Source organism: Paenibacillus glycanilyticus NBRC 16618 (assembly GCF_004000805.1).
In the GTDB taxonomy this organism is placed as follows: domain Bacteria; phylum Bacillota; class Bacilli; order Paenibacillales; family Paenibacillaceae; genus Pristimantibacillus; species Pristimantibacillus glycanilyticus.
Genome location: NZ_BILY01000054.1, coordinates 1 through 13903, shown reverse-complemented (window position 1 = coordinate 13903; position 13903 = coordinate 1). Strand labels below are relative to the sequence as shown.

At 50.8% G+C, this 13903-nt stretch carries 13 protein-coding genes; 12 read left to right on the top strand and 1 reads right to left on the bottom strand.

Going from position 1 to position 13903, the window contains the following annotated elements; translation table 11 throughout:
* Nucleotides 1–106: 106 nt before the first annotated feature.
* From PGL01S_RS28240 to PGL01S_RS28190, 11 genes are all read left to right on the top strand, one after another.
* Entirely contained in the window at nucleotides 107–1333 is a 1227-nt protein-coding gene (locus PGL01S_RS28240; protein ID WP_127498648.1) for a M24 family metallopeptidase, read from the top strand.
* A gap of 28 nt (nucleotides 1334–1361) precedes the next feature.
* On the top strand, nucleotides 1362–1841 hold the full coding sequence (locus PGL01S_RS28235; protein ID WP_116393730.1) for a PH domain-containing protein: 480 nt from the start codon (nucleotides 1362–1364) through the stop codon (nucleotides 1839–1841).
* Nucleotides 1834–3270, top strand: a complete 1437-nt coding sequence (locus PGL01S_RS28230; protein ID WP_164775615.1) for a PH domain-containing protein — start codon at nucleotides 1834–1836, stop codon at nucleotides 3268–3270. The genes PGL01S_RS28235 and PGL01S_RS28230 overlap by 8 nt, the downstream gene beginning before the upstream one ends.
* Nucleotides 3271–3369: 99 nt before the next feature.
* Entirely contained in the window at nucleotides 3370–3750 is a 381-nt protein-coding gene (locus tag PGL01S_RS28225) for an ATPase (RefSeq protein WP_127498643.1), read from the top strand.
* Nucleotides 3751–3901: 151 nt separating this feature from the next.
* A complete protein-coding gene (gatC, locus tag PGL01S_RS28220; RefSeq protein WP_015842715.1) occupies nucleotides 3902–4189 on the top strand; it encodes an Asp-tRNA(Asn)/Glu-tRNA(Gln) amidotransferase subunit GatC in 288 nt (95 codons plus the stop codon).
* Nucleotides 4190–4221: 32 nt separating this feature from the next.
* A complete protein-coding gene (gene gatA / locus PGL01S_RS28215) occupies nucleotides 4222–5682 on the top strand; it encodes an Asp-tRNA(Asn)/Glu-tRNA(Gln) amidotransferase subunit GatA (protein WP_127498641.1) in 1461 nt (486 codons plus the stop codon).
* 14 nt (nucleotides 5683–5696) lie between these two features.
* A complete protein-coding gene (gene gatB, locus PGL01S_RS28210) occupies nucleotides 5697–7139 on the top strand; it encodes an Asp-tRNA(Asn)/Glu-tRNA(Gln) amidotransferase subunit GatB (RefSeq protein ID WP_116393734.1) in 1443 nt (480 codons plus the stop codon).
* 185 nt (nucleotides 7140–7324) lie between these two features.
* The gene (locus tag PGL01S_RS28205; RefSeq protein WP_373312825.1) at nucleotides 7325–7966 is read left to right on the top strand and encodes an MgtC/SapB family protein; all 642 of its coding nucleotides are present in this window, start codon (nucleotides 7325–7327) and stop codon (nucleotides 7964–7966) included.
* Nucleotides 7948–9798 carry a DUF6677 family protein gene (locus tag PGL01S_RS28200; RefSeq protein WP_127498639.1) on the top strand — a complete coding sequence of 617 codons (1851 nt, stop codon included), beginning with the start codon at nucleotides 7948–7950 and terminating at the stop codon, nucleotides 9796–9798. The genes PGL01S_RS28205 and PGL01S_RS28200 overlap by 19 nt, the downstream gene beginning before the upstream one ends.
* Before the next feature lie 75 nt (nucleotides 9799–9873).
* Nucleotides 9874–10308, top strand: coding sequence for a peroxide-responsive transcriptional repressor PerR (perR, locus tag PGL01S_RS28195; protein ID WP_116393737.1), 435 nt, complete (start codon nucleotides 9874–9876; stop codon nucleotides 10306–10308).
* Nucleotides 10309–10525: 217 nt separating this feature from the next.
* Complete coding sequence (locus tag PGL01S_RS28190) at nucleotides 10526–12235, top strand: glycosyl hydrolase family 18 protein (protein ID WP_236013536.1); 1710 nt, start codon at nucleotides 10526–10528, stop codon at nucleotides 12233–12235.
* Nucleotides 12236–12297: 62 nt separating this feature from the next.
* Here the strand turns inward: PGL01S_RS28190 and PGL01S_RS28185 are convergent, their stop codons facing one another.
* Complete coding sequence (locus PGL01S_RS28185; protein WP_164775617.1) at nucleotides 12298–12642, bottom strand: YgzB family protein; 345 nt, start codon at nucleotides 12640–12642, stop codon at nucleotides 12298–12300.
* Nucleotides 12643–12802: 160 nt separating this feature from the next.
* Here PGL01S_RS28185 and PGL01S_RS28180 point away from each other — a divergent pair, with 160 nt between their 5' ends.
* Nucleotides 12803–13672, top strand: a complete 870-nt coding sequence (locus tag PGL01S_RS28180; RefSeq protein ID WP_127498633.1) for a nucleotidyltransferase-like protein — start codon at nucleotides 12803–12805, stop codon at nucleotides 13670–13672.
* Nucleotides 13673–13903 lie beyond the last annotated feature (231 nt).

The following is a 13903-nucleotide window of genomic DNA, read 5'->3' as shown; positions in this document are numbered from 1 at the left end:
CTTTTAAGGGGGCTAGAACGAAGCGATTCCATACGCTTCCTGTTGACGATCCATCATAAAATTGATCTAATAAAGGGGGAATATGGAAGTTAGGAGTTGGCTTCGAATGGAGATTAAAAAAGACGTTTCCGAGGAAGTTGTGCGGGAAAGAATAACCAAGCTGCAGGAAGCGATGCGCGCCTCGGCGATGGACGGGTTTCTTCTGACCCAAAACATAGATCTTTATTATTACACCGGCTCCATGCAGAACGGATATGCCTTTATTCCGTCTCATGGAGAACCGGTTTTCTTTGTGAAAAGGAGCCTTGAGCGGGCTAAGCTCGAAAGCGGCATTTCCGTTAAGGAGCTTGGGGCCTTCCGTTTGTTTGGCGAGACGCTGGCGCGGGAATATCCTCAAGTATTTAAAGCCGGTACGAGGAAGCCGGCTGTTGTAGCGGCAGACCTGGATGTGCTCCCCGCCCAAACCTATCTGAAGCTTTCCGGATTGCTGCAGGCCGCCGGTGCGGGTCCGATTGTTGACGGTTCGGCCATCATTAGAAGACAACGGATGATCAAATCGACGCTTGAGATCAGCCGGTTCGAATCGGCGGCCGCCGTTGTTGACGAGGCGCTGAACGAGGCGCTTAATTTCCTGAAGCCTGGCGTAACGGAATTGGAATGGATGGCACGCGTTGAATACGAGCTGCGTATAAGAGGGCATATCGGCCTCATGAGGATGCGGGGGTATAACCAGGAAATTGCGACGGGGATGTTTATCGCCGGATCAGCCGCAGCTGTCCCTACGTATTTCGATGGTCCTGCCGGCGGGCTTGGTCTTGGCGCGACATCGCCGCAAAGCGTCAGCCGCAAAGCGATTGAACGGAATGAGCCTATTCTGATGGATATCGGCTGCTGTATCGACGGTTACGTGATTGACCAGACCCGTACGGCTGTTATAGGAGAACTGCCGGAAAAGCTGGCTCATGCCTATAACGTATCCGAAGCCATTATCCGTGAAGCGGAGAACGGAATGGTGCAGGGGGCGATCTGCTCGGCTCTTTATGGGAGAGCTCTCGAACAGGCGGAAGACGCGGGACTCTCCCCGCATTTTATGGGCTATGGCGCTGACCAGGCCAAATTCCTTGGGCATGGAATCGGGCTTGAGATCGACGAATGGCCGGTTCTAGCCAAAGGTTTTGATATTCCGCTGGAAACGGGAATGGTGATCGCCGTTGAACCGAAATTTACGTTTCCCGGTGATGGTGTAGTTGGCATAGAGAACAGCTATTTGATTACGGACGGCCGCCCTCGGGCTTTGACATTTACCAGAGAAGGATTAATCAAACTGCCATAAACAGGTATGCCAAGGGGGCTTTGCTGGAATGGACCGTTTATTATCGAAAAGGCTTCACCGGGATTACATCACCGTGTACCGAATAAGCTCGCTTATTACTCATCTTGTGCTTTACGTGATTGTTATTGCCTATTTAACGTTTGCGGCCTGGAAGCATTGGACTTACATTCCCGGCCTTATCGGGCTGGCGGCGGTAAGTTTATCTGCGGTGCTGTTTGTATGGTTTTTCCCCGAGGTCAAATACCGGCGTTTTCAATACGAGTTGTTTGACGAGGAGCTGGAGATCAAATCCGGGCTTATCGTCATTCGCAATGTCCTTGTTCCGATGGTGCGCGTCCAGCATGTGGAGCTGGAGAGCGGACCTCTCATGCGCAAATACGAGCTTGCCAGCGTGGCGGTCGTAACCGCGGCAACCACGCACCGGATCAGCGGCCTCAAGCAAAGCGAAGCGCATTTTCTGAAGAGGCGGATCGGCCAGCTTGCGAAAGTAGATGATCAGGATGATTAAGCGAAACAAGCCGCGCAGGCTGCATCCGATTTATATTCTGTTTCCGCTGTTTAACACGGTGAAAGGGCTGCTGCCGCTTATCATCATTACCTTGCTGCAAGGCGTGAACTGGTCGGGAGTAAACGGGTATGTTTATCTAGGCATTCTGGCTGCCGTAACCTTGCTTATGTTTCTCGGCTTATTCGGCTGGCGCAAATGTTCCTTTACCGTGGAGGATGACCGGATCGTCATCCGCAAAGGGATCCTGTTCAGAGACGAGAAAACAATCTACTTCGGCCGGATTCATTCGGTTAACCTCGAGCAGCCCATTCTGCAGCGGCTATTTGGCGTCACGCAGGTCAAGATCGAAACGCCCGGCGGCAACAAGAAGGCTGACGGAATTCTCGCGGCTCTCACCGAGAAGGATGCAAGACAGCTGCAGAAGCTTCTGCTTGCGCCTCATGTCCAGCCTGCGGAGTCTGCCGCACGGCAGCTTCCGGTTCTCCCTAATTACCGGTTAACCACGGGTCAGCTGCTGCTTGCTGCCGCGACCTCCCTTAATTTCGGTCTGGTTGTTGCTTTTATCGCGGGGATCATTTCCCTGGCGGATGATTTCATTAACGAGCTGGCACCCAACCTTTATTCCACGTTATACAAGGAATCAACCAGCGTAGATCCAAGCTATACCGTTATCGCGGTTATCGCGGTATGCGGGCTTGCCGTTGCATGGCTGCTATCCCTTGTTTTGTACGTCATCAAGTTTGCCGGGTTTACCGCAAACAAACAGGATGATCAAATCTCGATCTCCTACGGTCTCCTCGAGAAAAAAGTGCATCACTTTGATGCCCGCAAGGTGCAGGCGGTTATCGTGGCGGAAGGGCTTCTTCATCAGTGGATCGGATTTGCCCAAATTCAATTGCAGGTCATCTCTTCGGATAAAACGGAGCGTTTGATGCTGCATCCGTTTATTCCCAGAGCGTCTCTTCAATCCATTTTGACCTGCTTTGTACCGCAGTTTACGGCAGCAGAGATTAAGGCGGCTGCCCCGAAGCGGGCTTTTTTCGACTACGTTTGGAAAGGGCAGCTTGTCATGATTCTCCTATGCGCCGTCTTCATCTACTTTTTCCATACCCATGGGCTATGGTCTCTTATTCTGCTTCCCCTTGCCGCAGCCTGGAGCTGGAGCTGCCTTTCGGCGGCGGGCATGAACTTGGAGGACGGGCAGTTAACCCTCCGCAAGAGGAGTCTGACGAGAATGACCTATTACATGCGCAGGCCTCAAATTGTCTCCATGGCTACAAGGCGGACGAGAGGACAGCAGAAAAGACGGCTTCTGACGATCTCGGCGCATGTGCTAGGCAGCCTTCAGGCATACCGCGTCTACTGTCTCAAGCGGGAGGATGTCGAGAGGGTATGGCGCTGGTACAGCCGGCATCAATCCGAAAAATAAGAAAGGGCAGTTCTCTGTCCTCACCGTAATTGGACACCGCTATTATTTTTTAGTAGGATAATAGAGATAGACAGCGGCTGATAGACAGGAGTGAACACAATGCTGAGTTTAGGGGCAAAAGTTGTTATTATCGCTGACCAATTCGAGCAAAATCTCCCTATTGGGGAGTATGGTTATATAATCGCTTACGACCGCAATCCGGACAATGTGTTCGATTATGTGGTAAGAGTGCCTGCGGCTAACCGCAATTTCCTTGTTCCAGACGAGGATATTGAACTGGAGGAAGTGCTGCTGCAGGAAGAGGTTGACCGGATCGAGCGGGAGGCGTTGATTGATTACGCGCTGGCCACGTATAACGAAGAGCTTTTCAACCGGATTGTAAAAGGCGAAGAAAAGCCCGAGGAGAAGGACAATACGGGCGGCGAGAGCCAGACAACGGAAGACTTTATTCGCCAGGTTAATCTGAAGGCGTGGATATAACGGCAATCATCGCAATCATCCAAGCGGAGCTTATCCCTTAACGGGAGAGGCTCCGTTTCATTTTGCCTGCCTGGACCACTTTGTGAAATGGCGATTATAAGCTATAATAGGAGGAATGAGTAGAAGGCTTGAAAGGGAGGACGAAGCATCCATGAGCATTACGATTAAAGACGTAGAGCATGTTGCGAATTTGGCGCGGCTGGAGCTCTCGAATGAAGAAAAGGAACAATTTACGGGACAGCTGAATGCGATCCTGAAATATGCGGAAAAGCTGGACAGCCTGGATACGGACAATGTAGAGCCGACCAGCCACGTGCTGCCGATTACGAACGTGATGCGGGAAGATATTACCCGCGAATCGCTTCCGATTGAAAAAGTGCTGCTCAACGCACCGGACGAAGAAGACGGCCAGATTAAAGTGCCGGCTGTATTGGAATAGAACTTTAAGGTACTTGAAGGGAGGAACTGCTGTTGTCACTGTTTGATTTACGCCTACAGGATGTACATAGCAAGCTTAATAACAAAGAATTGACGGTTTCCGATTTGGTGGACGCTTCTTACCGCCGGATTGCGGAGACAGACGAAACGATCAAGGCTTTCCTAACATTAAATGAAGAGAATGCCCGTCGCCAGGCGGATAGCCTGGACAAGCAGCTTCTGGAGGGCGGCGAACGGGGGCTTCTGTTCGGACTGCCGGCCGGCGTGAAGGATAACATCGTAACGGAAGGGCTGCTTACGACATGCGCAAGCCAATTCCTGAGCAACTATAATCCAATTTACGATGCAACAACGGTATCCAAGCTGAAATCCGCTCAGTCGGTTACGATCGGCAAGCTGAACATGGACGAGTTCGCGATGGGCGGCTCGAACGAGAACTCCAGCTACTATCCGACTCGCAACCCATGGAATCCGGAATACGTTCCGGGCGGTTCAAGCGGCGGCTCCGCGGCTTCGGTTGCCGCGGGACAAGTCTACTTCTCCCTTGGCTCCGATACGGGCGGTTCCATCCGCCAGCCGGCTGCGTACTGCGGCATTGTTGGCCTTAAGCCGACATACGGCTTGGTATCCCGCTTTGGTCTCGTAGCGTTTGCTTCTTCATTGGATCAGATCGGTCCGCTCACGAAAAATGTTGAAGATTCCGCTTACGTGCTGCAATCGATCGCGGGTTACGACGAGAAGGATTCGACATCCGCTAACGTTAATATCCCTGACTACACCAGCGCTCTTACCGGCGATGTGAAGGGTCTTCGCATTGGCGTGCCTAGAGAGTACCTTGGCGAGGGCATTGATCCGAAGGTGAAGGAAGCCGTTATGCAGGCTCTCAAAACCTTCGAAAGCATGGGCGCAACGTGGGAGGAAGTATCGCTGCCGCATACCGAATACGCGATTGCGACTTACTATCTGCTCGCTTCCTCGGAAGCATCGTCCAACCTGGCGCGTTTTGACGGCGTTCGTTACGGCGTTCGCGCGGACAACCCGGAGAACCTGATCGATCTGTACCGCAAATCGCGCAGCCAAGGCTTCGGTCCGGAAGTGAAACGCCGGATCATGCTCGGTACTTACGCGCTTAGCTCCGGTTATTACGATGCGTACTACCTGAAGGCGCAAAAGGTCCGCACGCTGATCAAGCAGGACTTCGATAATGTCTTCAACCAATACGATATCATCATCGGCCCTACGGCTCCGACAACGGCGTTCAAGATTGGCGAGCAGGTTGGCGATCCGCTGACGATGTACCTGAACGATATTTGCACGATTCCGGTAAGCCTTGCGGGCATTCCGGCAATCAGCGTTCCGTGCGGAACGGCGGACGGCATGCCTATCGGCCTGCAAATCATCGGCAAGGCATTTGATGAATCGACCGTGCTGCGTGCGGCTCATGCGTTTGAGCAGCAAACCGAATTCCATAAATTACGGCCGCAGCTAGGGTGAAGGGAGAAATAACGATGTCTGAAGCGACTCAATACGAAACGGTAGTTGGTCTCGAAGTACACGTGGAGCTGCATACCAACAGTAAAATTTTCTGCGGCTGCTCTACGGCCTTTGGAGCTCCGGCTAATACTCATACATGCCCGGTATGTCTCGGGCACCCGGGCGTTCTGCCCGTCTTGAACAAGCAAGCTGTCGAATACGCGATGAAAGCGGCAATGGCGCTTAATTGCGAAATCGCCGACATTAGCAAGTTCGACCGTAAAAACTATTTCTATCCGGATTCGCCAAAAGCGTATCAGATCTCGCAGTTCGATCAGCCAATCGGCCAGAACGGCTGGATTGATATCGAAGTAAACGGCGAGACCAAGCGGATCGGCATTACCCGCCTCCATCTGGAGGAAGACGCCGGCAAGCTGACCCACGTTGACGGCGGATATGCTTCCCTTGTTGACTTTAACCGCGTCGGTACGCCGCTTGTCGAGATCGTATCCGAGCCGGACATCCGCACGCCGGAAGAAGCGAAGGCTTACCTTGAGAAGCTGAAGGCGATTATGTTGTACTGCGAAGTATCGGACGTGAAGATGGAAGAGGGCAGCCTCCGCTGCGACGCTAACATCAGCCTTCGTCCATACGGGCAAGAGAAGTTCGGTACGCGTGCCGAGCTGAAGAACATGAACTCGTTCCGCGGCGTTCAGCGCGGTCTCGAATACGAACAAATCCGCCAGGCGGAGATTTTGAATGAAGGCGGCCTCGTTGTGCAGGAGACACGCCGCTTTGATGATACGCTGGGCAAAACCTTCTCGATGCGCGGCAAGGAAGAATCGCATGATTACCGTTACTTCCCGGACCCTGACCTGGTTCGCCTGAACATCAGCCAGGAATGGAAAGACCGGGTCCGCGCTTCGATTCCGGAGCTGCCGGATGCGCGCAAGGCGCGTTACACAACCGAATACGGCTTGCCTTCCTATGACGCGGAAGTCATTACTTCTTCGAAGAAGCTTGCAGACTTCTTTGAGGAAAGCCTGAACTATACGAAGGATGCTAAAGCGGTATCCAACTGGATCATGGGTGATCTTCTCGGCTATCTGAACGCGAACAGCCTGGAGCTTTCCGAAGTGAAGATTACCGGCCAAGGTCTTGGAGAGATGATTGGTTTGCTCGAGAAGGGTACCATCAGCAGCAAGATCGCCAAGACGGTCTTCAAGGCGATGCTGGAATCCGGCAAACTGCCGCAGCAGATCGTTGAAGAGCAAGGCCTCGTCCAAATCAGTGACGAAGGCGCGCTAGTGGCCGTAGTGGATCAGATCATTCAAGCGAATCCGCAATCGGTAGAAGACTTTAAAGCAGGCAAAGATAAAGCGATCGGATTCCTGGTCGGCCAAATTATGAAAGAGACGAAAGGCAAAGCGAATCCGGCTCTCGTGAATAAGCTTCTGCTTGAACGTCTGAAAGCCTAATTGCCGATTTTTTTGACGCCGCTCATCCTAAGCGATGGGCGGCGTCTTTTCATGGAATGCAGGTCCTTATGCATACTAATATGGTACAATTATCATGATGAAAGGTTGTGCTGCACTTGGGTCATGATCTCGCGAATCCATGGTACATTAATGAGTTTCATCTCGGGTTAAGGCTGCTTCTCGCCATGCTCCTCGGCGGACTGATCGGCCTCGAGCGCGAACAGTCGAATCATGCGGCAGGGCTGCGCACGAATATTTTGGTATGTATCGGTTCTTGTTTGCTAATGCTCTTATCGATATATGGTTTTTCTTCTTTTGTTAACGAGACGAATGTCCGGGTCGATCCGGCCCGTTTGGCGGCGGCCGTCATAACCGGCGTCGGGTTCCTCGGGGCAGGCACGATTTTGTTTACGGGCAAGTCGATTACGGGGCTGACGACGGCGGCTTCCTTGTGGGTGGTCTCGGCGATAGGGCTTGCGGTAGGCGCAGGATTTTATTTTGCCGCGGTAACCACAACGGTTCTGGTTCTGCTTATTCTTTGGGCTTTCAACAAACTGGAGAAAAGATACATCAGCACGAAGCGGGAGCATAAATTAGTCCTTCAGGCGGATGAGCAATCCACCATTGTCCTTACGCTTAACGCTCTGTTGACCGAGAAGCAGATTACGATCCGCAAGGTCATGCTGGAGGAAAGCGCGAAGCATGAGCAGGGCGTGCAGCAGTTTATGCTCCATTTGACCGTGCAATTGCCGAAGAATGAATCGTTATTGGCTTTACTGGAACAAATCAAGCAGATGGAGGGCGTGCATTGCGTGAGCTCGGATTAGATCGGCCAAAGAGCAGACTTCTTACGTTATTACTCGCATTCGTGCTCCCCGGAGCCGGGCATTTGTATACGGGGCGTTATCAGAGAGGACTGCTCCTGACCGCCGGTCTAGTTCTTGATATAGCGGCTATTATCAGGTTGGCAGATGCAAATGCGGCAAGGCATCTGCTCTTTATCGTCTATTTGGGAATTACGCTGCCGGTGTATTATTTCATCAGCGTGTTTGATGCCCTGCAGACCAGGGCTGATGCCAAGGATGGTTCAACGGATCAATTGTCACCGGTAATCGGCCTGCTCATTATGGCTGCCGGTGTACTGCTGTTTATTTTGACAGACCCTCCCGCGGCGCTTATTCCGTGGATGGACGACTTGGCGGAAATGGCGGTAGGACCGTTTTTAATGGCGGTGGCGCTTGTTGTATGGTTTTCGCGAGTGAAGGGAGATCAGTCCATGTTTCGATTGGGGCGGTTCACAGCCGCCATGTTTATTATTGCAATTGGCGGCCTGCTCTTATGGGATCAGGTGAAAGGCCGCAATGACGTAGCCTTATTGGGCAAGTGGTGGCCTGCCGTATTTATTTTGCTCGGGGCCGAGATTATCATTTATAGCATCGTTTACCGGAAAGCGGCGAGAAAGCTGCGATTTGATTTTTCCGGAGCTATTATCGCTATTGTTATATCCGTTGTTGCTTTTACGGTGACCCAATACGCGGAGCTTCCCTTCCGCTGGCTGGACCAGTATGTTGATTTGAACGGCACGCCGGATTACGGCGAAGAGAAGGGCTTTAAATTCGTGAAAGAGACGGATACGGTACCTTTTGACGCTACCGCCATATCCAAGCTCAAAATCTCCAATCCGAACGGGAAGGTTACGGTCCGAGGCGGCGGCACGGATCACCTCGTAATAGATACCGAAGTATGGGTGGACGTCACCGATGAGCAGGAAGCACAACAGATTGCAGACAATTCGGCTGTGGAAAGAGTGTCGGATGCCGATTCGATGACGATAACGGCGAAAGGCGAGCCATACGGTACGAACGGAAGCCGCAAACCGCGCATTAATATCGTCGTTACGGTTCCGCAGACAACCGTTACCGCCCAGGATCCTGGGGTAAACACGGACATTCCGTCTATGGATCCGAACCACGAGTCGAACTCGAATTCGAATTCGAATGCAACAGAGACTCCGTTAGACGAAGCGAAAAAGAATTCCGTTCCCCAAATGGCGGTAACGGTTGATGTCAATAACGGTCCCGTATCCGCAAGCGGATTGAATGCACCCGGCGGAGTCCAGCTGAAGAGCGACAATGGCGATATTGAAGCCCAGCAGATTGAAGGGCCGCTGGTGATTCACGGCCTGAATGGAGGGATTAAACTCCAGACCGTAACGGGCGATGCCGATTTATCCACGAAGAACGGTGCGATTACCGTTGATGCGCTAACCGGCAATCTGACTGCCGAAACCTGGAATGGAGCCATGACGCTGAGCGGTATTGCCGGGAGCGTGGGAGCGGACACGAAAAACGGCAAGATTGCCATGAAGGAAGTATCCGGAGAGGTGAAAGCATCTACGTTAAACGGCAATATCGAGCTGACTAGCCATACAGTGGGCGGGGATTGGGATTTGGACAGCACGGTTGGGGAGATTAAGCTTCTTGTTCCGGCGGTAGGGGATTATTCCGTATTTGGTTCGGTAACGTTTGGAAGCATTACGACCGATCTGCCGCTTACGGTTAACAAGAAAACCGTTCGAGGAACCATAGGCGCGGGTACTTACCGAATTCAAGTGAATGCGACTAACAGTATTTACATACAGATGAATGAGGCGGGTTGATGAGCGCTTTCATTGACAAACCATTTTGAATGAACGTACAATAGTTCTATCTAGTAAAAGAAAGGCGTGAGGGGAATGGGAGCCAGCGTTACCGAAGCAATTGAGCAATTGAAGATGAATGGCGTCCGTATGACCCCGCAACGTCACGCCATATTGAGTTATTTGATGGGCTCGATGTCACATCCGACAGCCGATGAAATCTATAAGTCGCTGTCTCCGAATTTTCCGAGTATGAGCGTGGCTACGATATATAATAACTTGAGGTTATTTGTCGAAGCGGGTCTAGTTCGCGAATTAACCTACGGTGACGATTCCAGCCGTTTTGACGCGGATTTGTCCGACCATTACCATGCGATTTGCAAAAGCTGCGGCCAGATCGTAGATTTTGAATACCCGCCGCTGCTTGAAGTCGAGCGGGCTGCTTCCAATAAGACCGGTTTTATGGTTGAGGGACACCGTATGGAGATTTACGGAGTATGCTCCAGCTGCAGCGAGACGGCAAGAGCGTAAATGGTAGGTTGTTTATAGTTAAGATGAAATAAGGCGTGCATAGATGCGGTAATTCGCGGATTTGCACGTCTTTTTTTACAGAGAAGCAGCAGTAATAAGGCCGTTAGGGTGACAATTCTTTAAGTTTAAGCTTTCGATGCAAGAATCATCACGATCAGCCTTAATATTAGGCTGTTTGGGTGACAATTCTTTTTAGGAGAGTGAGCAATTGGAGACGATGTACACCAGAGCGCCGCGCCGCCGTAAGGGCGGAGGAGCATGGTATACGATGCTGTTCCTTTTATTTATCGCAGCAGCGATGGGCGTTTGGTTTATTTACATGAAGTTTATACCGAATCAGCATATTGCGGTTCCTGACTACGGGATGGAACATCCGATAACCTATCAAGGCGAAATCATGGATCAAGGTGCTTTTATACAAAACGATGAAGTCATGCTTCCGATATCCGCTTTGCAAAAGGCGCTTGGACCGGACGAGCCCGTATATTATGAAGCGGAGACCGGCTCCATCATTTTGACAACGACCAATAAAGTATTGAGGCTGAAGACGGATGCTTTGACGGCAGAGCTCAATCAAAAGCCATACGAATTGCATATCGCGGCACAGACCAAGGATGATGCCGTTTATATACCGATTACGCCGCTTGAAGAACTTTACGGCCTCAAGACCGAATACAAGGCCGACTCCGGCATCGTTATTTTACTCCAGGCAGGGGAATCTATTCAGCAAGGAAAGGCTTTGAAATCAAAAGGCAGCGCGATACGGACCAAGACAAGCATCCATTCCCCTATCGCGGAAAAGGTACCGCAAGGCGAGACGGTCCGCATCTGGGGTGAGGAACACGGATGGTTATTCGTGCAAGGTCCGCAAGGACAGCTGGGATATATGCAGAAGTCCAATGTAGAGCTGGCCAGCATAGAAAAAGTTCCTCAAGCAGCCAAGGAAGAGGCTTTCATACCATGGAAAGTACTCGGCAGCAAAATTAATCTCACTTGGGAAGCCGTATACGATAAAAATCCGACTCCGGATTCCATCGGTACGCTAAAAGGGGTTAATGTAGTAAGTCCAACCTGGTTTGAGCTGCAGGATGGACAGGGAACGATTAAAGGCAAGGCGGATCCGGCTTACGTACGTTGGGCGCATGATCAAGGCATGCAGGTTTGGGCTTTATTCAGCAATGGCTTTGAGCCCGATCAAACAACGGAAGCTTTGGCGAAAGCCGATACACGCTTCAAAATGATCCGTCAACTGCTCGCTTTTGCACAGACCTATCATCTTCAAGGCATTAATATCGATTTCGAGAACGTACGCACATCCGATAAAGCCAATCTGGTTCAATTCGTAAGAGAGCTAACCCCTCTTCTCCATGAACAGGGACTCGTCGTATCGATTGACGTCACGCCGAAATCCAACAGCGAGTTATGGTCCCTGTTCCTTGACCGTTCGGCGCTTGGGCATACCGTCGATTATATGATGGTAATGGCCTATGACGAGCATTGGGCTTCCAGCCCGGAAGCGGGTTCCGTTGCATCGCTTGGCTGGACGGCAAGCGCGGTCAAACGGATAATTGAAGAAGACGGCGTATCCGCGAACAAAATCATTCTAAGTATGCCGCTTTATACCCGGATATGGACGGAACAAAACGGGAAAGTGACTTCCAAAGCGGTAGGGATGGACAAGGTTAAAGATATTATCGCAAGCAAGAAGCTTACTCCCAAGCTCGACGAGGCTGCAGGACAGAATTACGTGGAGTATAAAGAGAATGGCGCTTTAAACCGGATATGGATTGAGGACGCTTTGTCGATCCAATCCCGTGTGAAGCTAATGCGTGAGCTTGGTCTCGCCGGCGTGGCCACATGGAACCGTTCCTTCCAGACTTCCTCGATCTGGCCCGTCATTGACGAAGCCATTAACAAAAGGCCATAATACTTCCTTATGATGTAATAAAAGAAGCAGCCCAAGCGATGAGCGCCTGGGCTGCTTCTGTTTTATTCAACCGACGGTTCATGCGTTGCCTGAGCGGGATCAAGCGTAAGCATCGTTTTGCAATACATGCAGCGGTCGGTTTTGCCAAGCATTTTTGTCGGCCGGTGGCATTCGGGACATTCAAGCATGGTGGCGCTTGTCGACATCATGCCTGCCCAGAAATAAACGATGCAACTGATTAAGAGGGAGATCATTCCGAGGACCATAAAGATCGCCGCGAAAATTTTGCCGGCGTGCCCCCACCAGACGATTCCGCCTGTCCCGATGATCATTACTCCCATGCCAACTAGCGTAAAGACGAGGCCCCACAAACGGAATTCATTGATTTTTGCCGATTTGAAAAAAATCTTATTCACTATTCCATTCCTCTCTATGACGATTGACGTATGTAAGGTTAACGGTTTTTCTTTTGCAAGCAGGAAACCGCCACACTTTGTCGAAAAAGATAGTACTATACAGATAATTATTATAGCTTAATCTAAATGGATTAGCTATACGGAGGCCGAAGTGAATACGAAACAGTATTTTATTGAAACGTATCGTTCGCAGCTGGATGTAGTGGGTCTGGTGGCAATCGAGAATCCGTATCCTTATAATCCCGTGATTGAAGGATTGGACGTTTTAGTTCTTGTTGTGCGAGAGAGTGGGGCTAATGAAACAACCGAGCATGTTTGCCAGCTTGGCAGAAGGATTATGGTTCGGACGGTTGACACCGGTCGTTTGGAGCAATGGATAGCTGGCGGAAGCGGCAGCGTGATCCAATGGATGGTTCGGGGGGAGATATTGGTGGAGCGCGACAATTACTTGACGAATATTCGTGAGCGATTGATGTTATTTCCAGATATCATGCGGGAACAGAAGCGTTTCGCCGAGTTTTCCGGATTCCTGCGCACCTATCTGCAAGCGAAGCAGGATCTTGAAGACAATCATATTTTGGATGCGCACAGTCATGTCATGGCGGCACTTCATCACTGGGCACACATCGTACTTATAGAAGAAGGGCATCATCCGGAGCTCACGGTTTGGAAGCAAATCCGCAGAGTACATCCGGGAGTCTACAAGCTGTACGAGGAATTGACGGCAAGTCCGGAATCTTTGGAACAGCGTGTCCGGCTTGTTATGCTTGCTTGCGAGTTTACGGTAATGAACAAAATGAAATCCTGCTGCTCTTTATTGTTCGAGGCAATCAGCAGCAGACAGGAACCTTGGACCATATGCGAGCTGCAGAACTATCCGCCGATTCAGGAGCTGCATATTGATCTTTCTCTGATTGTTCAGAATCTGGTCAAACGAGCTTACGTCCGTGAGGTAGCGGTCATGCCGGCGAACGGAGATCCGGATGTGATGGAACTAAAGTATTTGTTAACGGCCATCTGATAAAAACAGCATAAAATACCCGTTGCTTTTGAACGGGTATTTTATTTTTGAAAAAGGTTGACTTACTATTTGGCCCTATGGTACATTAATACTCGCCGCTTTTGAGGCAGGTCAAAAAAGTCGAAATCGACAGCTGAAAAAAATGTCGAAAGACGAAAAAAAAGTGCTTGCAATCATCTAGGCGACTGTGATATATTATAAAAGTCGCCGCTGAGAGAAACGGCGATGAAG